This window comes from Pseudomonas sp. KH_046_2, from assembly GCF_057838985.1.
The window spans coordinates 3,178,436-3,202,319 of the sequence record NZ_CM174480.1; the positions used below are offsets into that span (position 1 = coordinate 3,178,436).

Below are 23,884 nucleotides of genomic sequence, written 5' to 3' on the forward strand. Positions count from 1 at the left end.
CAAGATCTCAACATATACTAGCCAAGTGCAGACAACCATCCACCTGCAGGCAGAAATATGCATCGCACATTAAATCGTGAGCACCTTCAAATCATTGTATAAATTTCCGCTGTTCTCCACTGGAGAGCAGGCCGGCCAGAACACATTCGCCACTTAACAGAACGCTAGATCACGTACACACCTAGGTCGACATCTGAAACAATCAACATCATTGCCGGAAGCCCCTCCACTTGCATCCTTTTCACTAACGTGGCAAATAATATTTCGTCGTCTGCGCTTGGCTTAACGGAGCAACCATTGGGGTGCGAATGCCAGTCACCCACATAGTCAACGACCCCAGCAGTTAGGTCATGCACCCTCTTCAGTGCGTCCAGCTGCCCCTCCCTGCCTCTGATGAAGTGGGAGGGGCCTGACTCGCTGTCTGGTGGAGGTGGCAAGGTATCAACCAGGACGATCGTTTTACTCTTCAAGTCAGTAATCCCAAGAATCGATCCACCGGTCTCATTGGGAAGCTCGGACAACCTTTGCGCCCTGATCTTTTCAATCAAACCGCCGTCATATTTGACCATCCACTCCCCTACCTTTACGGAAGTGACTGGGTGGACGTGCACCTCATGAGACTCCACACTGCCTGATTCATCATCCAGTGTAGATATCAGGATCTTGGGCTCTGAACTGGTTACTATTTTCCGCAACCTGCGCGAAATCAAACCCGCATGTATGTGGATGTTCTCATTGGACATCCGGAACGATACATCACGGCAGCCACCACCGACCCAACGATCCCCCAGATGGTTAACGAGATGATCTTCGCCCCAGGGATTATTCAATATCGCCCGGTAATACTGCCCCTCCAGTGCATCAACTCGTTGTAGCCGTTCCGAATCCTCGAGAATGATGACGTTGACCATGCCAGATGGCGTCAGAAATACGCTCGCGACCCGAGGAGCCTGATCCCGCAGCGCCAAATCCCGAGGCGCCGCCAACGTCGTTGTAGCGTCAATCAAAAGATCCGCGTGTTCAATGGCCTCATGGATGCGAGCATCATCTGCCAAGATTCCTTTGGAGATGGCTTTGGGAGCTGGTTCCCCCGGATACACTCGCTGCATCATGTCCTGGAGCACGTCCGCTTTCCGAAAACCTACGTACTCGTCATTAGCAACGTGTCTTACAACGTTATGCGGTAGCAGCAAGTCAGGGTCGATGAATGTCCAGTTTCCCCAAGCCAATCGCGTCCAGATATCCGCGAGCATGCCTCCAAGGGCACCCGTTCCGGCCAGCACTCCATTGAATGTCGCAGTGGTAGAGTCAACAGCAGAGAGATCTCTAGCGAACGCCGCATTCAGGGAGCTGCGAACCTCCACAGGACGAACGCCAAACTCTTTCCAGGCCTGTCCCGTGTACCCTCCAATCTGCACTGCAGGGAAAAAAACTCCCTCTGCCGTTGCCGGTGCAAGCATTTCGAATGAGGCTGCCAGATCAAACAAGTTGACCTCCAGCATGTACCCCTTCACATCCGTACGCTCTACGACGCCATGGCGAAGCCTAGGCACCCAGACCAGAATCAAAAGCCCTTGTCTTTCGCCCTTTTCAAATTTCTGAATACCACCGGTAGCAGCCTCGTACACACAATCAGAAAGCTGCTGGGACAGTTCGCTGCCCCACTCCACCAACTGATCATGCAGCTCCCCGAGGTTGGCTGGAAACATCACCACTGACATTGGTTCAACAGGCGGAACCATGATGTTGAGCAACCGGTAGCCTGATTTTTCTGACGAAGCATCAGAATCGATAACAGCCCGTAGCGTGATTTTTTCGGCTGTGTCAGTCAGCACAACTCGAAGCTTGCAAGCTCCCTGAGCCAGCTGCGCTGGATCCATAGCCGGAAGAATCAGCTGGAAGGGACTGGCGTAGAACATCTGCTCCAACGGCTGATCCTCCCGGTGCAATCGCAGCTCTGATGATTCGCGCAACCACCAGAACATCCGCTCCAGAAAACGTTCAGCCGTCCAGATCCGCTCGACTCCGCTCCAATCCACGTCGTAAAGGCAAAGGATCCTGGGAGTCCCCGGATCTGACCCGTGTAGGTGTGAACGCTCTGGGAAGTCCATTCGCAGCGCATGCACGGTAACCGGGATATGAAGCCGTGGATTGACTGCAATTGCTAGCGTCTCCACGCGATGGATTCCACCTGGATTTCCACCGGTAACAGTCCCGTCGCCGGCCTCGATCACGAGGTACTCCGTCACCCCGCCGGCTTCGCTTTCCTGCCGAAGCCCCAGGAGCTCGACACCCGAGTACGCCTTGCATGCTTTCACCAATGCTTTGGTGTACGCATGAATGGGTTCGGGCTTCTCCCCCATAGCCTCACCCAACACGTAGAAGCTGGTCATTTTTTGACGGCACCTGCGCGGGGTGCAGCAGCTGCTGCAGCCGAGGTCGCAGCTGCGGCGACCGCTACAACCGCTTTGACTACGCTGCCGCCAGATGTCGCCTCAAGCTCAAGTACCCCTTTGGAGCCATTTTCTTCCGTGCAGGCAAACCAGCCATCGACATCTTTCAAGATCGCCTGGTACTCCCGCTTAGCGCGGATGCAGGGCGGGTCGTTGGCATCATCTACGATTGTTTTACTGCTGGAGATAATTGTGGCCGACTCTTTAGCTTGGCCAAGGGCGTTCCGTGCAGCCTCGGAGACCTTCGCGTTCTCTCCCTTGCCAGACCAACTGTCCCACGACAGCGTGTGCCACGAGCAATGATGGGGTGCAAGCAGCAGATCATAAGCGAGGGTTTGCGGGTCATCCTCAAACCGATCCCACATCCGCTCCCAGATCAAAACCTCTGCGTCCCCGCCTACCAGGAACCGGGTACGCTTGCTGGTGAAGATTGACGGTGCGATCTCCATGTTCATGACAACACTGGACTCGTTCTTGGTCAGCTCCTCTTCGAGCTCAGCGTCATCTTCATGGGGTGCCGGCGCCAGAAGCTGCGCTCTGAACAGAGAAGAGGAAGAGCCGTCGATGGTGTTGAACCATTCGCCTGCCTTGACCAGGATCGCTCTCAGGTCATCGGTCTTGTCATCCACGTCCTCGCCCATGATCTGGATGCGATTGCCGCTGGACGCCCAGCGGTGATCACGCCAGTGCTTCACCCGCCGACGTGCCTCTTTATTGAAGGCACTCGCATCATCGCAAAGGGTGTGGTTCTTCGACCGCCGCCTGAAGACCAGCGGGGAAGACCAAAGCTCGCGGATGATGATCCGCTTTTCCCAGCGATCAAGATCATCGTCAGGGTAGTCATCGGGGTGCCCCAGCCAGAAATGCTTGCGCAGCCCCCCGCAATGATCCTGATCAGGGTGGCTCAGCAGAAATGCATCAACGAAGGGGCGGCCATCCTTGTCATAAATCAACCGCTCACGCAGCGCCCTACCAACGTTGGGGGTGTCATCGTTCGGGTTATCTGCCGCCGCCCTAATGTGGCAATCAATCAGAATGGTAGTGACCCTAGTATCCGCCAAGCGCACCAAGGTCATATCGCCATTACCAACTTGGAAAAAAGAAAACTTAGCTACCACTCGTACCTCCTTGCGCTATCTGGAAAATCGTACCCAAGATCGGCTGGATACGACTTTCCAAACACGGAAAACGTTTTTGTTTAAAAGCCACTGCCCTTCAGAAAAGGCGGAGCGCGAATGAACCTGTTGCTTTGTCTAGTTCTGGACAAAGCTTTAAGTACGCTTATGTGCTGAATGCGGATTTCGGGTGAACAGGATAGTTTTGAGGATGCAGTAACCAGCTGCGCTTAAACACTCCGAGTGATTTCCTGTCGAAAGCTCCGTACTGGAGTTTGGGTCAGCACAATCCACTCATTGAGCATCCACACGGCCTGAAACATTGGCAGCCCCAACACACATCATCCCACCGACTCATTCACTGGCCGCGATTCAAGGGTGGCCGTTAGCCACTCCCACTCACCTAGCAACCATCCTGCGAAATCCATTTCAAGACCACAGAGAAAAACACAACATGTAGTGCCACATTTCAACCATAGCTACAACATAGGCAAAAAAGCACGACACCGCAAGCGGACATCGCACGAAGATCTAGTGCGCAAGCCGTCTGTTGGATCCCATTTTTCAGCTGTACGTATGCACAGCCCGCGAGTTACAGGGGTTTGGTGGATTTGACGAGAAATAAACTGTTACAAACTTAGGGCGAACGCCTCTACATACGAGATGACGAGTCGTGTCACGACTAGCTGAACGTCTGAAAAGTGACGTGTTTTTCTGTCAAAATTACGACAAAAAAGTTGCCTGGATTGAGAAAAATGCATTAGTTGCGAACCATTCTCGCCTTAACAAAAACCTGACCCGCTTGTTAGTTTAGTTCTTTGCTCGGCTTAATTTATAAGAATTGACTCATCAACTAAACTGCAGCCTAGTGTTAGGAGGATGGCAATGTGAAACGAATTATTTATTCAAGCCACGTATCGCGGAGTTACCTAGCCTAATTTACAGAAGGCAAGCCACAGCTCATCCATCCTCGTTGTAAGCCTTGGTTCATCCTCTCTCGCTGCATTTCCCAATTCGGTTCAACCGGCACGCCAGCCAACTTTATCTCCCCTCCCTCACCGACCATCTACCGTATCGAGCACGCCCATTAACTTCTCACTTGCAAACAGGCTGGGCAGCCGCAGACAGATCTCCGGTGATCACTTGGTCTCATCGGGGTTGGACATTCCGGGATGCGCACTCACACGCAGTCGTTTGCAAAGCGACTGCTGAGCCCGCAGTTTTTCGGCAGACCTGGACATATAGGTGGCCACGCCCCCTTTGATCAGAATCAGATCTGTCAGCCGCTCAGCCGGCGCCGACGTATCACCTTGGTAACCCTCAGAGCGGCTTCGCTTCTGGCGCCAACGTTTTTTCGCCGCTGACAGTCGGCGCCGGCCTGTTCTGAGCAGAACATTCCGCTCTCCAGACTTTGCGAAAAACATGCAAATACCGCCCGATGACACAGCCTGACGCCGGTGAAAATAGTGCCTGCATTTGGTCATGACAGCACGATCAGCAGATCGCACAGCAATCGAGGCCATGATGGCGATGCAAAAACAAATCGGAAACCTTGTACTGGTCGGAGGAAAATCTGCCGTTATAAATACTGTTGCCCTCGAAAAAGGAGGTGGGGCAACTGATGAATAAGAAACAGCTGAAAACTGCGCTGATAGGTCTTGCCGTTGGCATTCCGAGTGGCTACATCGTCTTGCTGCTCCCGTTGCCTGGCAAGCCTTCGAAAACCGAACCTCAGTTACTTCCACGACTGATGCACGTACAGCACCATGAGCCGGCAAATGCCGGCGACCTGGTCTTGGTGACAATTCGGTGAAAGCCCGACATCAAATCCCATTGCTCAGCCCGAGAAGCCTGGCTTAAATTGACCGGCTTCGGCATTGGGCAGACGCACTGCCGCTATATGAATTCTCAGGTAACGATTCGAATGAGCGCGACACCTAAATGGGAAGCCCAACTTACTGATGGCGCCCCAATGCATTTACATCAGCTGGCTCAACAAAACGACGATAGCGGACATTTTTGGGTTTGGGGGGGAGTCAACGATTATCTTGACTGCAGGGATGACAATTTCAGCTTCAACTCGTCCCATTTCGACGATATAGACGATGATGTTGACCTTGCATGGCAGGTGGCGCATGAGCTCCTGTCGCTGTTCAATGGCGCCATGTCCCTCATCCGGCATCATAAATATCCCTTCCGCCTGGGCGCTTTACTACATCATGGCCGCAACACAAGCTACGTTGAAAAGCGAAACGCACAAGGACTGCTGGGCGCGCGCTCGCCCTCCGCGAAGCGAGACAGGGATCGTGGTGATAGCTCGTTAGTATTTCGTCTTCTCTCACTTGCTTGCGAGCACCAGGATGCGTATCACCTAGTCAAGTTGTTCGAGCTAAAAGGGGGATGGTCTAGCTACTATATGATTCTTGAAACCATAGAATCCTATACGACCAAGTACGAACTGGAAATTTCCTTAGATAAGAATATCAAGAGAAGATTTGAGCTCACTGCAAACAACTTCTCGATAAGTGGCTTCGATTCAAGGCATGGGTTCAAGCAGCAAGTTAAGGAGATCAAAACCCCCTCGCTAACCATCGACGAAGGGTTCAGATTCATTAGGGACTATGCAATGCGATATCTCTCGGCAAGATATGGCAGCTCGCTGCAGGAAAGACCCGCTAGGCGATAACCTAGCCGGGCAATACCCAAATTACTGGGGTAAGCATGAAGACCTCCTATGGAGGCATTCCCTAATGCAACCTTCTGGCGCCAAGCTTCGACAACCTCGACACCGTACTCCGCTTTTTCCCCGGCTTGAGCAGCGCGATAGACTCTCTTACCTTTCTCGCTCAAGTGTACCGTACCTAATGACCCATCTCACTCGCCCTCCGACCTAGCTCACTTGATGGCGTGACGTCATTTCGGTTTTCGGAGGTCGACCCATCGAGCCGAAAGAGAGATTGCTTGGAAAGCTTGATACACAGCCATCTTCGCCCTCGGCTTCTTTAGCTCAGGCAAAAAAAGCCCCATTTAAGGGGCTCTGGCTTCACTGTATTACGATCATCGCTGACGCCCAAAACATCTGGCAGCTAATCAGGAGCGGCACGTCAACACAGCAAGTAAACTGTATACTTATACACATGTTTCCGTCAAGCATTTTTTTTCAGACACCCGGCCCTCACACGTCGAGCCGGGCTTACGCCCGAAGGAGCGATAGCAAAAATAGCTACAGCTCTCCAGCCCACTAGACCGTCTAGTGAGTCTCACACAAGCACTCCCCTCTCCAGTCGACCAATAAGATCGAAGGCAGTCTTCGTTTCCACCCTCGTACTCATCATATCCAGGGGACGCTTCCAACCGAGCCCTCGAGCCGGCGAGCTAATCCATTCTGTCGCAACAGCGACCTCGCCCTCGAATAGGGAAAGGGCCTCCTCAAAGACAGCTATCAATGCGATCAAGCGGTCGCTTTCTATGGTGCTGAAACGACCTGCTTTCGCCCTTCCAGACAACGTTGAGGGCGACACACAAATAGCCTTGGAGATATCCCCTCGCTTCATCTGCAGTAGGGTCGCTATCCGGTCGAGGAATTCGAAAGGCAGTCCTTCATGAATTAGGTCATGAAGCCTGGTACCGCGTGACGGCAGTCCGAGGGCCATCCAAATACTCGGTGGGCTGTGAGGCCCTGGTTGGTATTCCTTGATCGATGACAGCACTTTCACCTCCATCTGAAAAACCTACGACCGAGCCGGGCCAAGTGGCCCGAACCAGCGAAATCCCCTATTGCCCGCCACGTAGGATCTGCCAGCCCCAGGAAGAACTGGCGTCGAGGGGACGTTAGTGCATCCCAGCCTGCGAGCTTTCGTGACTTCAACGAAATGCTAGCCACCGCGCTGCTCTTTTCGAAATCTACACCGTTGGCTGACAGGCGCTTCAAGAACGGATAGTGTCAGGCCATGAATGTCTAAAAACCAGCCCTCACCGCACACGTGCTCTGCGAGATGCTGACGGACGGCAATTCGGTAGACACATCAAGTTGCGAAGCTCCATTCAGCATGGAATGGGATTTGTCACGGCCTCCTATCTGAGGAGATTGCTGGCGGACTTTCGTCTTTAATCCAATTCTTGAATCGTGGTATTAAGTGGATTGCTCGGTCTGAGCCACCAAAAGTCCTGTAATCCAAAGCTGTTCCACAAGCCAGAACGCTTCCTCAAAGCTCAGCGTGAATGATCGATCCTCAATGCCCAAGCATGGAAGATTAAGGTCATCATTCAAGCAAATCACGAGCTTGTAATACACCGATTCTCCATGTTGCAACTCTGGGTGCCTAAATGAACCAGAGACGCAAAACTCCAGCCCTTTGCTCCCCGATTCATAAATCTGCAAAAAGTCACGCTCAGCAGAGGAGGTTTGTGTTTTGAACAATTGGAACCAAGAGCCTATAGCTTCTAATCGTAAAACAGATACCGCACTTCCTTGGCAGATCCCAAGACCCGAGTATCTCAACAACAACTTTACAAGATTTGTAGTCACCGCAGCGCACTGTTGTGCGGTAAAACAATACTCTGATCCATCAAGTACAAACGATACGTAATTATCCACAACTTCAACCGAGGCCACGTACGATGCATCATCAGAATAACCGTGCCAGCTAATCGAGCGTTCGACCATATAAACAATTTTGCTTGTAGCCAAAGCTTCAGATTTCATATGCATCCACCAATTAGCATCCATGCATATACAATCGGTACGCCGCACTTAAAACTTTAATGACGACTAACAATTTTTTTCTACTAAGAAACGCAGGGTCATTAGGCTCTTGATTCTCGGTTTCGCTCATGAGGTGATACTCCGAAAATCGCGCTGGAATCCGTCCTCGTGACTCCTACGAACTGTACAGGTGAGTGGAAGAACAAGTGCTTTGCGAGTATCGACTGCTTGCACATGACATCACTAGGATTGCTCCAATCTCCTGCGCCCTTAAGCTTTAGACGAGATTGCTTAGATTGCCTGTGCTGAATAAGCCGTCGATGTAGATTGCTACTGATACCTACCTTCAGAAGCTTTCCTTCGTCGGTTACGATCTCATAGAGACTTCACGCCGATGGCACTGCGGTTTCGAACTCGGAAAATCTAATTTTAAAATTCTGTTCAATCATGTGGCGACGTCCATTCGTGCCTTACTGCCTGAATCAAAGCACTATTGAGGATGGACAGCCACCTTCGTATAAGAGCGCCTGCTGCAGCTGCATTCGGATTGCCTTTCAACCCCGGCGCGAATAATGTCAGCGCCATGAATGTCTCAAACGTAGCCCTCCCCGACTCGATTCCTCAGTCAATTCTGGCGAGCGCAGACTCGCTCGTAACGAAGACTGCTTTCCTAGCTGGCATGGTCGCGCCTGAAACCGCAGCGTGCTTTAGCAAATTGTGGGTGGACTCTGACGCCCATTATTCAAGGATCATCGACGGGTACCACACAGAGCCAGAAATTCTGAAGAATGCACTTAACTCAGCGAATCGGCTGTCCACGCAGGAGAAGATACCTGAGCTTCGTAGACGTATCGTTGCGGCGATAGCCCACCACTTCCACCTTCTCGAAACGCAAGCGTTTCCCGATGGTAAAGGGGCTGGCGCGAGGGTGAACTTTCACCAGCAATTGGCTCAGCTTGGGTTGCATCCCCACCTGTGGTCGCTTGCTCGCGGCCTGGCCCGCAGGCACGATGAATTTGAGGCTTTAGCTCCGACTCATCGCACGCGAGTGAGCCAGCCTACTGATGGTGCCCAACCGTCAGGTAAATCCATTCTCAGCTTCATTGAATTCATGCTTGAGGTTTGCCTTGGAGAAGTGGGTTACATGACTGCTGCGCTGAATCGCAGCCGGCTTCGGGAGGCAGTTATGCATGTTTTCAGATCGAACTTGCGCTTAACAGAGGCAGGGATCAGACCAGAAACAGCGCCAGCATTCTTTGCGCTGCTGATCCAAGGCGCACTACCGCATACCGAGTTCGAAACCTTTACCGGGCTTCAGCCTAGCGAAGCAAGCGATCAGCTCAGCAGGTTGATTAATGTTGGCCTTGCAGTGAGCGCGGCATCTAATATCCATACGGTGCAGGTAGGCCTACCGCTCTGGTTTGCACAGGATATTTTTCCTGATTTCTCTTTAGCGGAAAGCGAAGTCAAGCCGGGCTAGAAGCCCGAAGAGCCGATAGTTTTTGGGCTGTGGATGCGGTCGATGTATTTAATATCGCGGCCTTTGTCTCTTGGTTTTCTGCTGATCGATCTCCTGCTGCCCGGTTTTTGCGGCGACGCAGGTTTGAAAATCCAGTGGTTTGTCTCTTGGCCTTCAGCGACAGCCACTCGGGGCACCCGTTAGCATGGGTTGGCTGGAATATCGTGGCATTTGTCTCTTGGTTTTAGCGGATTGATCATTTGCCTAACTGTCGCTGACGGCTATGGCTTGAATATCCCTCAATTTGTCTCTTAGCTTTCAGCGACAGTCACTGAGAACATCCATCAGCACGGGCCTGGCCGCAATAAATGAGGCTCCTATCCCTTGGTTTTATGCGGATTGATCTCCTGCCGAGCAGTGTTTGCGGTCGAGGACTTGAATATCACGTGATTGGTCTCTTGGTTTTCAGAGACATCATCTCCAGGCACGCTCGGCATTGGCTGGCCGGAATATCGCGGCTTTTGTCTCTTGGTCTGTACCCGTCTGAATTCATCCCACCATTGACCTGCAACTCAAGCTAGTGGTTTCCAGTACATCCAGCGGCTCACCCCCTGTGGCCTCCATCAAGCTATTAGCTAGCCATACTGCGTCAAGCATGCTGAACGAATAACACATAAAGTCGAAAACGAGCTCTATTCCACCGTCCTCCATTGTGTAGACACTCACCCCCCCAGTTATATCGTCCACATGGCTTGAAAGCTCACCAAAATAGAATTCATCCTCCGTTTCCGAGCAGTTGAACCTTCCGTCAGCGGTATAACTCCAGCATCCCGGCGCTCTGTTACGAAACTTCCTCTCAAGCTTGCTGGTGCGCCTGGTAGGCGTTGGTAGAAAGCCCGCCCTGTTTCCCACCGTCACGAGGACAGCATCGTAAAGACAGTGCGCGATCTCTTCAGCTATGGCGCTGGCGAAAACGATCGATACAATATCTAAGTTAAGATTGACACCATCCTCGCCCTGCCTGGATACCTGACATGGATATTGGTCGTTGAACTCACGATCGCGCCAGCATGTAAAATCGCGAGCTACGAGAAACATTCCTGACTGCCCTTTATCTTTGCCCACAAACACCGCCATAAATTATAATTCTTAAAATCAAATCGGATGTTTTTGGGTCAATCTTTAACGTTGAAGAGAAATAATTTTCCGTAACAACAAAATTTGTTAAAGACGATTGCAACATAGAGCTGCTCTCGTGGCAGCGTGGTCGGGCCCAAAAGCCCGAAAAATTAAGACCTCTATCTAAAGTAGGAGATTGTCGATCGCAGACGGATTACGAGCAATGGAGATGCATGACGAAGGCTATCGATGTATCGAGGCCAACGGTTTGCTCACTGCTCTGTAATTTTCTGCTCCCACCCGCATTGCTGCATCGGATCCATGGCTCGGTGTAACCTGACCAGACTCAAAGTAAGGTCTCCCATGCCATGAGCATTGAAGCAAAGCTCCTTCATCTCCAAGCCATCCGAAGCCTCCTCGCGCCATACCGCTACCTCTATTGCGTAGACCTTGAGGCAACCTGCGATGAGGTAGGTGAGTCGGAATCAAAAAGGCCGCTTGCAGTCGTCCCCGATCAGATGGAAACGATTGAAATTGGCCTGGTGGTGATCGATCTGGAAACGCTTGAGATCGTCGATGAATTCCAGCGCTTCGTCCGGCCTCAAATCAATCCCATCCTCACCGACTTCTGCAAAAAGCTCACATCCATTCAACAAGCGGACGTGGACAGTGCAGGAACCTATAAAGAGATTGGCCAGGAGCTAGCAGCGTTTATTGCGCGGTTTCCAAACGCTGCTTGGGCGTCATGGGGTGACTATGATGCGAGACAGCTAGAGCGCGATGCTGGATTTGCTGCGTGCCCTTCCATGCTCTCCGGTTTGCAGCATTTCAATGCCAGAAAATGGCACGCGGGCCTATATGACAATCGACCGAAAAGCCTCAAACAAACGGTAGAGTCGATGGACTCGGATTGGCAGGGTACCTATCACCGAGGGATCGACGACGCTAGAAATGTTGCTTCCATCATTAGGGAGATGCTCGGCTGACTATTCAAGCCGGGCCCAGGTGCCCGAAGAAGCGATTTATCGCTCTAGATTTTTATCTCAGCGAAATTAGGCGTATGCACGAAGACCTTCCTCAGTGGCCATCCATAACAAAGCGTCAGCACACGCCAAGCCACAAAATTCCATTTATTCCAAACATTGATGGTAAATTACTTTACAAATTTAGATGCCAGGTCTAGCCTCACCTCACCAAAAGAGAGACCGGCACATGAAAACCAACCAACATTTAGAGTTTGTTCATCCTACCGACCCCATTTCGTTGCGAGCTCTGCTGAAGGAAGTCGATGAGATTTTCGACGTCCAGCTCACTGCGCTGTCCACGCTCTACAAGATAAGTAAGTCAGCCGCCAAGCTCACACTCGGAAGCTCGGATCGCCCCAAGTACTTGGCGCAGGTTTGCTATGAGTATGCGGTGGAAGGTAAGTGGTCTTCTCACGGTCATGACAATGACGCTGACTGGTTGGATTTGAGTGCGTTTGTTGCGACTGGCCGAATCTATGTGGAGCACTACGGAGCTGCTCCACCCAAAGCGCTGGAAAAGGTCTTGGTGATGGGAGGGATTCGCGCGAGTTTGGACTCCGAACGATCCGACATCGAGGGAGTTCCAGCGGTGCTGGAGGGGCTATATTCAGAATTTCTCACCCTGCTCGAGATAGCGATCATGGCACAGATGTCTGAAAAGTCCGTTCGGAACGCAACTCTGCCAACGGCTCAAGATCGTCTTATGACCACCAAGCAAGGTACTCGAACAGTAGTCGAGCTATCTGAAGCACTACGGTGGTTGTCTGGTCGTCGAAGCTTTAACCCAACACAGGTGATCTGATCATGGGACTCGCAAAGCAAGCTGAAGAGTATTGCGCAGCAAAGCTCAGCCTCAATGCCAAACCTTCTAAGTACATTGCTGGGTTCACTACACGCCTAGGACGACAGCTGGCTATTGAACGAGTTAGAGGAGCCATCTACTGCTGGACGGAGCATACGTCACTTAGCGCGGCGCCCTGCTCTCCCGTAGCCCTCTACCCTGCATCCAAAACGCGTACCTCAGCATTGAATGGAAAGCATGCCTCACGGTTGAGAATTGGGAAGGCCGCTCAGTATTGGCGTTTTGAACACTTTGAAGAATTTAAGCGTTTTATCGAGTGGTACGCGTGATGTAGTCCCGCCAGGTAGGGGGCGGTAGTACCCTCCCTCTCGTATGCTGGATAAAACCAGCTTGTGCGGCTCCCAGCAAATTGGGGAGCCGTTTTTTTGTTTGATTATTAGAGCACTAAACTCATCCCCCTACGCTCCAAGAGCTATTCCCGCTATAAACCTCGCCCTTTTTGAAACCTCATGGATGTGAACTGTGTAGTGGTCAACTAATCCCGGACACGACGTTATGTTTTTTCTCGACCGACCTGACCGCCGGCAAATTGACCACCATTGAGAGTCACTTTAATACGGTAGGCTGAAGCGTCGGGGGGCATGCAGCAGGACTCGCGTTCTGCGAGAGCGCCATTTCAGCGTATCGGCCGGGACTGTTCCTGAGATTCCCTAAGGCTACCGCACAGGCAAGTAGGCCAGCGAGAAGCCGACTCCCATCCGCGTCGGCTTCAGCAACGTTGTTCGGCATATCCGCCAACTCTGCGCTTCGACCCCGTCGCCTCTAAGAAAGAGGGATGACCTGAACGGACTCGAGATAACCGATGAAAGCCCCTGTGCAGCTTACCGTGAAAAACACGGTCTTGCCGGCTGTCATATCCCACTGGGCCGCTGCTAGTCCGTGGTCGTTGGTAGTTGCACAGTAGGCACTTCTGCTGCCCCACGGGCCTTGAAGGGTCATCGTAATTTGGTAGCCAGAGAAATTCGCTACGACGAGATAATTACCATCGGACGGAACCTTGAACTGCACGTAGCATACGGAGCCATCCCACTGGCCGATGTTCGGGCCAGTGGATATGATTACGTCCATGAAGACCAAATTTAGCTCACAGTCCCAACGACCGGGTTGGAAAACATCCATGTAGCCGGCAGGGTCATACGGATGCCGTGCCGTCAATATCATAGACGCCTTGGCGCTCGGCGGCAGCACGATCCCACCGAGATCTTTTGTGACATCGATAAGTCTTTTGTGGGTGAGCGCTGCGACTTTCGGCGCCTTTACCGTAAAGCGTTCCTTTAGTGCTGCAGCAGAGAAAACCTCGAACGGATCAATTCGTTTGGTCGTCATGCTGTACCTCAACTCAGTTATCTCGTCTCCGGCTGAACACCACCGAGGATGATCGGTTAATCTAACTAGCAGACAAAAGCGTGGTTGTTTGCTTTTCAGCTAAGGAGGTGAGCGCATTGTTAGCGTTACTCACCATTGCCAACGCTCAATGTTGTAGTTGCCCATTTTTCCAATCTTCACATGATCGAACCCCAAGGTTGATAAATTACTACCTTGCCTAGCTTGGAGGACTCGACCTACGGAAATAGACTAGATCAGAAGGGTTTCATCATTGGACGAATTTGCTATAGCCAATACTTTGGGAAGCAATTATACGACCCGGGATTCCCAATCTGCTGATAGTAACCGATCATTATCGACTCGAGCGCTGAGAGGCTACCGCCGGTTGAATTGGCTACCTTTGACACGGCCAGCCAACTTGCGGATGTGCCGGGTATCTGTGGTGCTTGGCATCCAGCGCAGCCTCGAGCCGGGACTTCTGCCACTTGATCACCACCGACAGGGTGTTGGTGGTTCAGGAGGATGTTAGCTGCTCTGCAACAATCGACATGAACGATCCGATTTCCCCCAACCGGCCAATGCCCCCAATCGAACACGAAGTGCCTAGCTTCCCAATAGGAGTAACAAATTGCTGACCCGTCCCGACAAAGACGCGCTACGTGCAATGCTGGAATCGCAAGTTCAAGAAAAACTACAGCACGACCCAGATGCGGTAACGACTTATGCAGCCAAGCCTGTACCAGAGCGAAAACCGTACACCAGCAAACCCACGGTTCAGGACAAAGCATTTCACAAAGAACTCGAGCAAATGCGTGCAGATGCGGAAGCAGGAGTGATAAACACGCCTAAACACGAGCCAGAGGACGGGAGTACTCCTAGCCTTAAGCTTGATAATTATCCGGATTTGTAAAAAATGTCGCCGAGAATCTACGGGCGTTGACGGCATGCCGACTCAGAAGCAAACCGCACGTGAAAAAGCCACCTATGAAAATCATCATCGAAGAATGGGATGGTGACGGTGCGATTCGAATTCCTTATGAGGCGTTGCAGGAGCTGGAGTTGGATGTCGGCGACGCGGTGTACCTGGTAGAAGAATTTGTCGGCAACACGCGCGGCCTAGTCCTATCAAAAAAGCCTCGAGTCGCGGATCGAATAGACGAGCTCACTGAAGCCTGGAATAGCGACAAGCAAGGCAGCGCCGAACGCAAATGTGCCCCTTCGCAGGTCTCATCATTGACCTCAACATCTGGCTCCTGGGCAACGGCCTCCCCCCTCTTTCCAGTGGTAGTCACGCAGGCTCATCAATCCGCTTCGCACTAAAGGAGTCATGCTCAGGGGGATTTCTTGTCAGTAAGGCACAGCCGAAATCAAATGGCCACCAATGATGGCTAAATGATGTTTTTAACTACCAATAGAAGCAAGTGGCCATCAGTGTCGCTCATCGTTTAATACTCATCTCTCCTCCAGCCCGCCGGAGCTCAGGGCGAAGGCCATGTCATCTGGGACGGTAAATGCCCTGATCGAGCTGGAACTGCACTTTGCCCTGAAGCAGGTTCTTGATTCCGTTGAGCGGGCCCACGACCGGGTTTGCTCCAATCGGTCGAGTCGTCGAATAGCGGGGCTTGCAGCGCAGAGCACGTTGAGGAGTTTATAGACGGGAAGGTTACCAACGTTTCTTTAGGCGACAGCCTTTTATCATTCCATGACAATCCACTACCTTTGATCCGGAATTGCGCAGAGGGCTATCGTCAGGGAGCATTAAGTCTATCGCTCTGCCGATACAGATTTAACCGTCCGGCAAAGGCGCCTTCCTGATAATTACTTGGCTGCTCTTGGCAAAACATATCCATTCACGGGGACTTGCCTTTCCTAGGCTCATTTCGTAACACTTGAGTTGCACAATCGCGTCCACGAGGGTTGGGACGCGCTACCCTTTACCAACCCGAGGAGCGATGAATGCGTGTGCGTTCAGCAATAATTGATGACTCTGACGTCATTAGCAGAATCGCGAAGGATACTTTTTCGATGGCGTGCCCTGCAGACACTCCAACGGAAGAATTAGCGCGTTACATCAGCGAAAATCTAACTCCATCGTGCTTTCAGACCGCGTTGACCACCTCAAGTCAGGAGGTGCTGGTGCTGGAAAAAGCCGGAGATGTCGTGGGTTTCAGCTTGATCGACTACACACCAGATCGATTAGGGATCGCACTGGCAGACGGCATTCCTGAGTTGAAACGATGCTATGTCGCTTCAGAGCATCATGGCACTGGCGCTGCTCAGTACCTACTAACCGCAACGCTTGCTGTTGTTTCCAATCGCATCCGACTCACGGTGAATGATCAGAATGCCAGGGCCATAGGCTTCTACCAACGTAATGGGTTTCAGGCAGTGGGAGAAACGAGCTTTCAATGCGGCAAGGATATCCAACGAGATTTGGTGATGGTACGCGAGTGGAAGGAGTTGGTGTAACTGCTGCCGAAAGTTGTCTGATAGGTGGGAAAGCCATCCAGATCACTCAGGTGTCATGAGCATCGCTAACGTCATGTTGATAAACTCTTCGTTCTTGCTGATTGTTGCCAGCGCACCGCGCACATTGCCTCCAACCTCACCTGAGCCGCGCTGCTCGACCCAAAGTGTCAGCTCCATGATCGCGGCTTCGAGGGCTAGCTGGTTCTGATTGATCTTGAAGAGTAGGGAAGGGAGTAGGTCTGCGTTCGACATTGTGGTTCCTCCGTGGAAGAGGTCACCTCAGGGCTATCATTACGGGATCACAAGAAACTCAAAGAACCCTGATGTGCCCACTTTCAGAGGCTATTTTGTTGTCTGCGCGCCCAATGCACTCATGGAGGAATGAGCTATGGCTCACCCAAAACTATTTCCAGCTACGCTGGCTAGCCTTCAATTGAATCAGATGATGATCGGTGAGGCCTTCGAGGAGATCGCGACCTGGCTGGAGAAAGAAGGTGCAACAAAAGACAGCGATGAAACTTAGGATTCGTGTTGGCGATCTGAGATTCAACGCGGAAGTAATGGATAAGGCGATTGCTGAACTGCTTATGACAGATGAGAGCATGCACTGACTACCCTTCTCAGGGTTTCTTCGAAGGTTACTTCTCACACTTGAACGAGTTAAAGCGTGAGAAGCAACCTTCGTTAATTATAGCTTTGTCAAAAATTACTTGATCATTACCAAAAGCTTTTGCGAGAGCTTTCTATAGAAGTCTTCTCTGTTTCGCGGACTCTTTAATTCGGCACAGCACTCAGTCAATGCTTTGATGGCTTCAGCCTTCTTAATTATACCTTTTGAAATATGAGGTTCTAATTTCTCATCATATATATACTGAAGCTCATTATACCCATTGCACTGTCCGCACGCGACGAATAGAGAATCTTTCTTTCCTTGCGGATGCTCATCTTTGTAATCGTAAAGGTCGTTAATATCTTTTATGGACTTCGGGGAAGTCTCATTCATTTTTTTCACAAGATCACGTAACCAGTCGTTAGTCATAGGCTCTCCTTCCCTCATCCTTGTATGACGTCAAAGCAGATTACTCGACGTCTGAGAAAATGGCGACCCATTGATGGCATAAGGCCTTGTTCCCATCAACAACCTCACGGGTGCTCATCGTCACCACCCTTACCCTTGCGTTGCGGCTACCAACGGTGAACCTAGTACCGCTTCCGCTGCGCTCCCTGATGTGGCCAAACCTGCAGTTGCTGAGCCTCCCAAAAAGCCTAAAGCACCGGTGAGCTTCATCGCCAAGATCATGGACGACATTGCTGATGAGGATGGCTGGGCACATTTAAGCGCGCTGGGCACGAACATTACGAAACTACGCCCGGAGTTTGACCCACGCACTCATGGTTACAAGAAACTCAGCGACCTCATCAAAGGCTACCCGCAAGCGTTTGAGTTGCAGGCCAGAGGCACATCAGGTGGCACGGCAGTGATGTACGCTCGTCACAAGCAGCCAAGCAAATGACAGCTTCGGCATGTGAAACCTTGGATGGGACAGGCGTGCACCGACTTAAGAATTGTTAGATAGACGTTAGCGGTCGGGGAAAAGAGAAGCACGTTGCGCGGTCATAAACTGTCGCAGCTCAGTCCTGCATAGTTGTTGAAATCATGGAGTCTTACCGGCACTTGTAGAGGGTAGGCTTTCCGGGACTCCTTACATATTTCCGACACGCCATAATATTTGGCGGTTTTCTGTAGGGCTCTTCCACCGCTACAGGAGCGCACCATGTCTGCGGATCAATACCTGGCGAGACTTGATTGCCGCCATCGACCCACCAGGACGCAAGCCCACGCGTTATCGCCCGACTGACGCCCTGCTCAAGTTTCTGGAAAGTCTCTGAAATTATGCAAAGTCGACAGCGCAGGCGACGAGGTGCGTTGACCTCCGTTGCCGGATACCCGACATAATTTCCGACTGAGGATAATTGCGCTTATGCCAAGCTTGGCATAAACGCTCGAATTGGTTGTTTGCCGGATCGCTACGTAGCGGCAAACGGTCGGCAGCGATCATGAGTTTGATCCAGTCGGCGCGCATGAATGGGCACGATCCGTTTGCTTATCTGAAGGATGTGCTGACTCGTCTGCCGACGCAGCGGGCAAGTGAGATTACGGAGTTGCTACCGCATAAGTGGGCGCCCGTTTAACTACGCAAAGCGTGTTCGCCGGACGCTTACGAACAAACAGCCCACGCGGGGTTCAGGAGGAGGTTCAGGTCAAAAGCAGATAGAGCTTGGTTCGTTTCAGTTAGGTGGCCTTCTGGGAGCGCAATGCCAAGCCCGTCCAAATCGCTCCGAGTAAATCCACTACCCCAAATAGAAGGAGGGGAGGCTTGACTAACCCCAGCAGCACAAAGGCGGCGAAAAAGACTATGACAGCGGAACGCGCATAAACCGTCCATTTGAATAATTCGGCGAGCTCCATGCGGGCTGCCTGGATGTCGTAGTAGGCAAAAATAAGCAGCAGCATTCCGACAACACGGATCCATACTTCTGAGGTACTGGGAAGACTGAAGATTCCAAGCAGGAGGTTGGGTGCTATCAGCAGAACAATGCCAAGCACCAATAGATATAGACTAAACACGAAGACACTGCGTGCGGCGGCGCTCATTTTATTCGCGTGTCCTTGTGTAGTTGTGCGGGAGGTGCGCTAGTGCACCCTCTTCAGGCGCATGAGGAAAGCTTAGCAGCAGGCACAAAAAGCGTAAGCGAACGGCGAACCCACCTTGTCTGATTAAGCCGGCTGCCACTTATGCGGCAGCAACTCGTCAATCTGACTCATCTTCTGCGCCGCCAGCCAGATACCCAACCCGTCGTGCACCAGCACTTTCATACGATTGGTGCGGCGGTTGGCAAACAAATAAGCACAGTGCGGCTGCGCCGCACCGAACACAGCGACCACACGCGCCAGAGCAATTTCGGTAGGACTTACGTTGGCGCATGGCGATCCTGATGTTGAGGGTAATTGCGTCCGCTTAAAAATACGCGGACACAATCGTCCTTATTACCCAGGGTCGGTAGGTGTGTTTGCCGGCCCCTTACATAGGTCGTACGTCCCTGAGCCTTTGATCCACTCGTTTCGGAACGCCAAGCGCCGGGTGATTTGTAGGACTGCTCATACCTACAGCGCAGTCATGGATTCCCGCTCCGTTACGCATTGATCCCGTTTCCATTGGGATTCAGCATCGTCCGGAACTCCAAGCTTGCGACGTCTCGATCATGTGGCGAGCACCCGGAAGTAACGCCGACCCGCCAGCTACACTGATTCGATACACTTCTGCACAGAGACTTCGACCATGGCTACCAAAACCGCAATCGTATTCGCTGGCGGCGGCAGCTTGGGTGCTGTCCAAGTGGGGATGTTGCGGGCCTTGGTCGAGGCCAACATTCGATTCGACATGGTGGTGGGCGCTTCGGTGGGCGCCATCAACGGTGCCTATTTTGCCGCAAGACCCGATTCCGAAGGTGTCGAGGCGCTCGCCAATTTCTGGCGGGGCCTACGTAAAACGGACATCTTTCCCCTGTCTTGGCTCGATACCTGTAGAGGGCTGATCAAACGGCGTGGCTTTCTGTTGCAGCCGGCGGCTTTGAACCAACTGTTGGATCAGGCACTGCCTATACACCGCATTGAGGATGCGGCGTTGCCCCTGCACATCGTCACCACCGACCTGCTCAGCGGTGTCGAGACGGTTCTGTCCAGTGGCGAACTCAAGCAGGCGTTACTGGCCAGCGCTGCCATTCCGCTGGTGTTCCCCTGCGTACAAATCGCCGATCAGTTCCTGGTTGACGGCGGCGTGGCAAGCAATACACCTATCTCAACTGCCGTAGCCCTGGGCGCCACCAACGTAGTGGTGGTTCCGACAGGAGTGAGTTGCGCCCTACCACAACCGCCCCGAGGCTTGATCGCCTTAGCCCTACATACCGTCAACCTGATGAGCATGCGCCAGTTGGTGAGTGACATCGAACACTTCCGCACTCTCACCAGCCTGCATATCGTCCCGCCCTTGTGCCCTGTGGATGTCTCGGTGTTCAACTTTGACCAGACCGAGTCTTTGCTGCAGCGCGCCTATACGCAGACCCTCCGGTGGCTGGAACGTGGGGGGGCTCGAGCGCACCAAGATACCTGGTGCCCTGACCATCCATTCACATGCCCATGAGCATTGAGTGATGTGAATTACCTATAAAAGAGGCCTTCAACACTCCGTGTACTATTGCGAGAGTACCTGGAGAGGTTGAGCATGTCCCACTTCGATGTTGACCTATGCCGAATGTCCCGTGAGCACTACATCACCGGGAAAGCCGCGATCAATTTCCAGCTTAGTTGGGTCACGCGGACTCAAGATTGTGCTCCGCCCTTCTGAAAGCGTCCCACCTCATTTTTCCTCCTGCTACGCTGACCTCTTCCACGAAGGAATCACAATGTCGAATGCAGACCTACTCCCTTCCCTACTCTTCAAGATCAATCAGAACCAGTTAGCTCTCGAAGCCGCGATCATGGAACTGACTCTCTGGGTCGAGCAGCGCGGCTCGGGTGAGGCTGGAGGCAATGTGCGCGGTGCGCTAGCAACGATCAGCAAAAACGAAGAGTTCATCAATATGACGCTGGCGGTGCTCATGACGCCTGAATGACTTCTTCCTGACAGACAGCAATCGACCGATTCTGTTGAAAAAGTCGGTCTGCCCAAACTGCCGGATCATTGACTGGTGAAAACGCCTTTTTTGCACACTGCTACGTGAAATCCGAGTCCGGAAGCCTCTGCCCAAAATAAAGATTTCAATCTCGGACGCGTACTTTTCTGATGCGCAAAACATGGCCGGCTTTTTCAACAGAATCGGTCAATAGCAGTCAGTCATGAGCGTCAATCGCCCACTTGGACTACTTTTAACTGACGAAGTAAAGCGTAGGGCAACTAATTGTCGTATCGGCGCGCGGCTATGCGAGTATCAATTCTTTTGCCTACCCATCTAGGGATTTCGCGGAGTCCCCACTGCAAGGATCAAGGATGAGCGCCCTGGCCATACAGCCCACTCCGAGTAGAACTCTTCGCCATGTTATTACGGCTTCTGGATATCGTCCTTTTTTCACGCAGAAAGGACTGGACAAAGACCTGGATGATCAAGCCGATGAAAAGCGCCCGGGTAGCAACTTCGATCTGTTCCAAAATTGCTTGGCGCAGTGGCTACGCGCTATACGCGACGACTGTGGTGCCGACTGGAGCAATCTGATCGAATCTGCCTGGCATCGGCACAGTAACCTACTGCAGTCATTGGCACGTAACACCGATACTTCTGGAATGATCGCAGAGCCTGCTCAACATGCTCTTTTCAGACTGTTTGTAGTTCCTGAGCTTTCAGGGATGATCCGTCGCGCCAGCCACGAAGTACCCCTGCTCGATTTAAATCAATGGTGGGGAGCTCCCTTTGCCACCTGGCTACAGGCTGCCGCTCAGCAGACCATGCTCCCTGTAAGGCAGTTGCTGGAGCAGCTTGCCAATCATCTGAATATCGATGAACGCACATTGGAGCGCTGGCAGCACGGTGGCCCGATTAAAAAGCCGATGTGGCCCTACCGATCCACGACACAAGCCATGTTTCACGGTAGCGAACTTGCCGCTAAAAAGTCGGAGCATCTCACCGGCTGGCTGGCCATGGTTGTAGCGCTGCAGTCGCTGCCTGCCGACTTGCGTGACGACATCAAGCGTGACTTCTATCTGCATGGCCAGCGCCCCCTTCAAAACGAGCAGCAGTTTATTTCCCAGTTGAAGCGTGACGCCGCTGATCGTAATAGCCTGCCTGTACGTGATGAGGCGGCTCGCGTACTGGCTGACCTTGAGCGACTGTTTGCCGATGCACGGGGCAACGAACAGCCGATTCGTGATCGACTCAATTGGCTTCGCGCCCTTTGTGAACGGAGCAGCCCGTCTCTAAGGGCTACTCATGAGTACCTCTGGTTGTGGCTCTGCGCAAGGCTAGATGCCAATCTCGGAGAACAGGACAGCGCACTCAAACTCTATAGAGCTGCCTGCCAAGGTGCGTGGTGGAGAGCTGGCCCAAACCAGCATGGGATCCTGCACGAGGCCCTGTGCTACGCAGTTGGTGTAGGCGACAAGGTTCAGGCCAATCACTATTGGGATAAATGCTTTCTGCTGGGATTGAACAAGCCGCTGAAACGGGAACTGGACGAGCAGAAAATGCAGCATCTCTCAACCGAGTTCGAGCGTCTGTTTGCGCAGCAAAAGGCCAAAAAACGCGTTCTACCTGCAATGCGAGTTGTGGTGCTGAACAAGCCTTTCTCGCTATCAGCCAAAGAGCTTGCCAACCCCAACCGTATCAGTGCCCAGTCCGATGGACAGGTTCGCTATACACCGCTGATGAATGCTGTGCTGTTGGGCACGCTCGACGATGTGAAGCAAGCTGTACAAGCGGGGGCTGATCCGAACTTGATTATTCCGGAATCGGGCGAAAACGCACTGATCATGGCGCTGCGTCGAGCTTATGACAGAAAAGACCCAGACATCCTGAAGTATCTGATGACACTGCGCATCAGCCCTGAAACGGCCAACTACCCTGCCTCAAGCAAACGGGAAACGCCCCTACAGATTGCCATGAATATGGGCGATGCCGAGGTCGTCGACAAGCTGATCACCCTCGGTGCGGATGTCGAGCAGTCTTGCTTCACCTCACCCTGTGCACTTGTTTATGCCATGGCACTGCTGCACGACAGCATGCATGTGAGTGACCCCGCACAGCGGGACGCCTATCTTGATGGTCGCGTCCCGGCAGACGCCTTTGATGCCAAGGCCGGCGCGATTCTGGACTGTGAACTGCCAGCTAGACGCCAGGCCTGGATGTCGGATCTCGAAGCGCCACGAAAGCAGTTGATCTACGAGGCAGTGACCTCGTACTACAGACGCCCCGTCAATGCGAGGCGCCAAGTGGTCATGATATTGCTGGAAAACAAAGCCGATCCAAATCGGCGCTACGAGGACTTCAACGGGTATCAGGATCTTTGGACGCCTACGCTGTTTGCCGCTCAGATAGGGAACCTGGATGTTCTCAAGGCCATGATCAAGGCTGATGGCAATCCTTGGCTTTCGCTGGACAATGAATCTCCTCTGAACGTGAAGGACGCGCTGTGGGTTGCCGCTGTCTACAAGCGGCATGCCGTTGTCGAATACCTGCAGATGCAGCTCCCACGGGGCCCCGCCTGCTGATCGGTCATTTTTGATTTTTTCTTTCGGTCGCCTGTCGGGCTTGCCCCGAGCTTCCGCTGCATCGTTCGCGTAACGCAATACAGCAGGGGAAA

At 52.4% G+C, this 23,884-nt stretch carries 20 protein-coding genes and 4 pseudogenes; 14 read left to right on the forward strand and 10 right to left on the reverse strand.

Going from position 1 to position 23,884, the window contains the following annotated elements:
* Window positions 1–164: 164 nt before the first annotated feature.
* Entirely contained in the window at window positions 165–2,393 is a 2,229-nt protein-coding gene (cap2-3, locus tag AC3IX1_RS14215; protein WP_489384616.1) for an anti-phage 6A-MBL system cap2_3 protein, read from the reverse strand.
* Window positions 2,390–3,571: an anti-phage 6A-MBL system MBL-fold protein gene (gene mblB / locus AC3IX1_RS14220; RefSeq protein ID WP_489384617.1), complete on the reverse strand. Its 1,182-nt coding sequence runs from the start codon at window positions 3,569–3,571 to the stop codon at window positions 2,390–2,392. The genes cap2-3 and mblB overlap by 4 nt, the downstream gene beginning before the upstream one ends.
* A 1,618-nt stretch (window positions 3,572–5,189) precedes the next feature.
* Between mblB and AC3IX1_RS14225 the strand changes: the two genes are divergently transcribed.
* Both AC3IX1_RS14225 and AC3IX1_RS14230 read left to right on the forward strand, forming a co-directional pair.
* Entirely contained in the window at window positions 5,190–5,381 is a 192-nt protein-coding gene (locus AC3IX1_RS14225) for a hypothetical protein (RefSeq protein ID WP_489384618.1), read from the forward strand.
* A 111-nt stretch (window positions 5,382–5,492) separates the two neighbouring features.
* The gene (locus AC3IX1_RS14230; RefSeq protein WP_489384619.1) at window positions 5,493–6,254 is read left to right on the forward strand and encodes a hypothetical protein; all 762 of its coding nucleotides are present in this window, start codon (window positions 5,493–5,495) and stop codon (window positions 6,252–6,254) included.
* Window positions 6,255–6,828: 574 nt separating this feature from the next.
* Here the strand turns inward: AC3IX1_RS14230 and AC3IX1_RS14235 are convergent.
* Window positions 6,829–7,290 (reverse strand): Xre family toxin-antitoxin system antitoxin, encoded by a 462-nt coding sequence (locus AC3IX1_RS14235; RefSeq protein WP_489384620.1) that lies wholly within the window; start codon window positions 7,288–7,290, stop codon window positions 6,829–6,831.
* Window positions 7,291–7,700: 410 nt separating this feature from the next.
* The gene (locus AC3IX1_RS14240) at window positions 7,701–8,273 is read right to left on the reverse strand and encodes a hypothetical protein (RefSeq protein WP_489384621.1); all 573 of its coding nucleotides are present in this window, start codon (window positions 8,271–8,273) and stop codon (window positions 7,701–7,703) included.
* A gap of 499 nt (window positions 8,274–8,772) precedes the next feature.
* Here AC3IX1_RS14240 and AC3IX1_RS14245 point away from each other — a divergent pair, with 499 nt between their 5' ends.
* Window positions 8,773–9,753: a Fic family protein gene (locus tag AC3IX1_RS14245; protein ID WP_489384622.1), complete on the forward strand. Its 981-nt coding sequence runs from the start codon at window positions 8,773–8,775 to the stop codon at window positions 9,751–9,753.
* Between the two features lie 528 nt (window positions 9,754–10,281).
* Here AC3IX1_RS14245 and AC3IX1_RS14250 read toward each other — a convergent pair.
* Window positions 10,282–10,857 carry a hypothetical protein gene (locus tag AC3IX1_RS14250; RefSeq protein ID WP_489384623.1) on the reverse strand — a complete coding sequence of 192 codons (576 nt, stop codon included), beginning with the start codon at window positions 10,855–10,857 and terminating at the stop codon, window positions 10,282–10,284.
* Between the two features lie 362 nt (window positions 10,858–11,219).
* On the opposite strand from AC3IX1_RS14250, the gene AC3IX1_RS14255 reads away from it, so the two are divergent.
* On the forward strand, window positions 11,220–11,837 hold the full coding sequence (locus AC3IX1_RS14255; RefSeq protein WP_489384624.1) for a 3'-5' exonuclease: 618 nt from the start codon (window positions 11,220–11,222) through the stop codon (window positions 11,835–11,837).
* A 226-nt stretch (window positions 11,838–12,063) separates the two neighbouring features.
* Complete coding sequence (locus AC3IX1_RS14260; RefSeq protein ID WP_489384625.1) at window positions 12,064–12,678, forward strand: hypothetical protein; 615 nt, start codon at window positions 12,064–12,066, stop codon at window positions 12,676–12,678.
* Between the two features lie 822 nt (window positions 12,679–13,500).
* Here the strand turns inward: AC3IX1_RS14260 and AC3IX1_RS14265 are convergent.
* A complete protein-coding gene (locus tag AC3IX1_RS14265; protein WP_489384626.1) occupies window positions 13,501–14,064 on the reverse strand; it encodes a hypothetical protein in 564 nt (187 codons plus the stop codon).
* A gap of 628 nt (window positions 14,065–14,692) precedes the next feature.
* Here AC3IX1_RS14265 and AC3IX1_RS14270 point away from each other — a divergent pair.
* The 3 genes and pseudogenes from AC3IX1_RS14270 (at window position 14,693) to AC3IX1_RS14280 (ending at window position 16,533) form a co-directional block, all read left to right on the forward strand.
* Window positions 14,693–14,974 carry a hypothetical protein gene (locus tag AC3IX1_RS14270; protein WP_489384627.1) on the forward strand — a complete coding sequence of 94 codons (282 nt, stop codon included), beginning with the start codon at window positions 14,693–14,695 and terminating at the stop codon, window positions 14,972–14,974.
* A 59-nt stretch (window positions 14,975–15,033) separates the two neighbouring features.
* Window positions 15,034–15,273, forward strand: a pseudogene (locus AC3IX1_RS14275) (AbrB/MazE/SpoVT family DNA-binding domain-containing protein); the annotation flags it as partial.
* 747 nt (window positions 15,274–16,020) lie between these two features.
* Window positions 16,021–16,533 (forward strand): GNAT family N-acetyltransferase, encoded by a 513-nt coding sequence (locus tag AC3IX1_RS14280; RefSeq protein WP_489384628.1) that lies wholly within the window; start codon window positions 16,021–16,023, stop codon window positions 16,531–16,533.
* Window positions 16,534–16,575: 42 nt separating this feature from the next.
* Here AC3IX1_RS14280 and AC3IX1_RS14285 read toward each other — a convergent pair whose 3' ends face one another.
* Complete coding sequence (locus AC3IX1_RS14285; RefSeq protein WP_489384629.1) at window positions 16,576–16,785, reverse strand: hypothetical protein; 210 nt, start codon at window positions 16,783–16,785, stop codon at window positions 16,576–16,578.
* Window positions 16,786–16,921: 136 nt separating this feature from the next.
* On the opposite strand from AC3IX1_RS14285, the gene AC3IX1_RS14290 reads away from it, so the two are divergent.
* Window positions 16,922–17,056 carry a hypothetical protein gene (locus tag AC3IX1_RS14290; RefSeq protein ID WP_489384630.1) on the forward strand — a complete coding sequence of 45 codons (135 nt, stop codon included), beginning with the start codon at window positions 16,922–16,924 and terminating at the stop codon, window positions 17,054–17,056.
* A gap of 183 nt (window positions 17,057–17,239) precedes the next feature.
* On the opposite strand, the gene AC3IX1_RS14295 is transcribed toward AC3IX1_RS14290, so the two are convergent.
* Entirely contained in the window at window positions 17,240–17,572 is a 333-nt protein-coding gene (locus AC3IX1_RS14295) for a hypothetical protein (protein ID WP_489384631.1), read from the reverse strand.
* A gap of 202 nt (window positions 17,573–17,774) precedes the next feature.
* Between AC3IX1_RS14295 and AC3IX1_RS14300 the strand changes: the two are divergent.
* Window positions 17,775–18,047: pseudogene (locus tag AC3IX1_RS14300) on the forward strand (OST-HTH/LOTUS domain-containing protein); the annotation flags it as partial.
* 487 nt (window positions 18,048–18,534) lie between these two features.
* Window positions 18,535–18,726 (forward strand): annotated as a pseudogene (locus AC3IX1_RS14305) (transposase domain-containing protein); the annotation flags it as partial.
* A gap of 100 nt (window positions 18,727–18,826) precedes the next feature.
* On the opposite strand, the gene AC3IX1_RS14310 reads toward AC3IX1_RS14305, so the two are convergent.
* Both AC3IX1_RS14310 and tnpB read right to left on the reverse strand, forming a co-directional pair.
* Window positions 18,827–19,189 carry a hypothetical protein gene (locus AC3IX1_RS14310; RefSeq protein WP_489384632.1) on the reverse strand — a complete coding sequence of 121 codons (363 nt, stop codon included), beginning with the start codon at window positions 19,187–19,189 and terminating at the stop codon, window positions 18,827–18,829.
* Window positions 19,190–19,312: 123 nt separating this feature from the next.
* A complete protein-coding gene (gene tnpB / locus AC3IX1_RS14315) occupies window positions 19,313–19,480 on the reverse strand; it encodes an IS66 family insertion sequence element accessory protein TnpB (RefSeq protein ID WP_489384633.1) in 168 nt (55 codons plus the stop codon).
* A 394-nt stretch (window positions 19,481–19,874) separates the two neighbouring features.
* On the opposite strand from tnpB, the pseudogene AC3IX1_RS14320 reads away from it, so the two are divergent.
* The 3 genes and pseudogenes from AC3IX1_RS14320 to AC3IX1_RS14330 all read left to right on the forward strand — a co-directional run bounded on the left by AC3IX1_RS14320 (window position 19,875) and on the right by AC3IX1_RS14330 (window position 23,792).
* Window positions 19,875–20,742, forward strand: a pseudogene (locus AC3IX1_RS14320) (patatin-like phospholipase family protein).
* 255 nt (window positions 20,743–20,997) lie between these two features.
* On the forward strand, window positions 20,998–21,207 hold the full coding sequence (locus tag AC3IX1_RS14325) for a hypothetical protein (protein WP_489384634.1): 210 nt from the start codon (window positions 20,998–21,000) through the stop codon (window positions 21,205–21,207).
* A 374-nt stretch (window positions 21,208–21,581) separates the two neighbouring features.
* A complete protein-coding gene (locus AC3IX1_RS14330) occupies window positions 21,582–23,792 on the forward strand; it encodes an ankyrin repeat domain-containing protein (RefSeq protein ID WP_489384635.1) in 2,211 nt (736 codons plus the stop codon).
* Window positions 23,793–23,884 lie beyond the last annotated feature (92 nt).

Coding starts and splice junctions, on each gene's coding strand:
- AC3IX1_RS14285 (WP_489384629.1), bottom strand. CDS start 16,785: ATGTCGAACGCAGACCTACTCCCTTCCCTACTCTTCAAGATCAATCAG.
- AC3IX1_RS14245 (WP_489384622.1), top strand. CDS start 8,773: ATGGACAGCCACCTTCGTATAAGAGCGCCTGCTGCAGCTGCATTCGGA.
- AC3IX1_RS14255 (WP_489384624.1), top strand. CDS start 11,220: ATGAGCATTGAAGCAAAGCTCCTTCATCTCCAAGCCATCCGAAGCCTC.
- AC3IX1_RS14225 (WP_489384618.1), top strand. CDS start 5,190: ATGAATAAGAAACAGCTGAAAACTGCGCTGATAGGTCTTGCCGTTGGC.
- AC3IX1_RS14265 (WP_489384626.1), bottom strand. CDS start 14,064: ATGACGACCAAACGAATTGATCCGTTCGAGGTTTTCTCTGCTGCAGCA.
- AC3IX1_RS14240 (WP_489384621.1), bottom strand. CDS start 8,273: ATGAAATCTGAAGCTTTGGCTACAAGCAAAATTGTTTATATGGTCGAA.
- AC3IX1_RS14325 (WP_489384634.1), top strand. CDS start 20,998: ATGTCGAATGCAGACCTACTCCCTTCCCTACTCTTCAAGATCAATCAG.
- AC3IX1_RS14295 (WP_489384631.1), bottom strand. CDS start 17,572: ATGACTAACGACTGGTTACGTGATCTTGTGAAAAAAATGAATGAGACT.
- cap2-3 (WP_489384616.1), bottom strand. CDS start 2,393: ATGACCAGCTTCTACGTGTTGGGTGAGGCTATGGGGGAGAAGCCCGAA.
- AC3IX1_RS14310 (WP_489384632.1), bottom strand. CDS start 19,189: ATGAGCGCCGCCGCACGCAGTGTCTTCGTGTTTAGTCTATATCTATTG.
- AC3IX1_RS14230 (WP_489384619.1), top strand. CDS start 5,493: ATGAGCGCGACACCTAAATGGGAAGCCCAACTTACTGATGGCGCCCCA.
- AC3IX1_RS14260 (WP_489384625.1), top strand. CDS start 12,064: ATGAAAACCAACCAACATTTAGAGTTTGTTCATCCTACCGACCCCATT.
- AC3IX1_RS14330 (WP_489384635.1), top strand. CDS start 21,582: ATGAGCGCCCTGGCCATACAGCCCACTCCGAGTAGAACTCTTCGCCAT.
- AC3IX1_RS14290 (WP_489384630.1), top strand. CDS start 16,922: ATGGCTCACCCAAAACTATTTCCAGCTACGCTGGCTAGCCTTCAATTG.
- AC3IX1_RS14280 (WP_489384628.1), top strand. CDS start 16,021: ATGCGTGTGCGTTCAGCAATAATTGATGACTCTGACGTCATTAGCAGA.
- AC3IX1_RS14235 (WP_489384620.1), bottom strand. CDS start 7,290: ATGGAGGTGAAAGTGCTGTCATCGATCAAGGAATACCAACCAGGGCCT.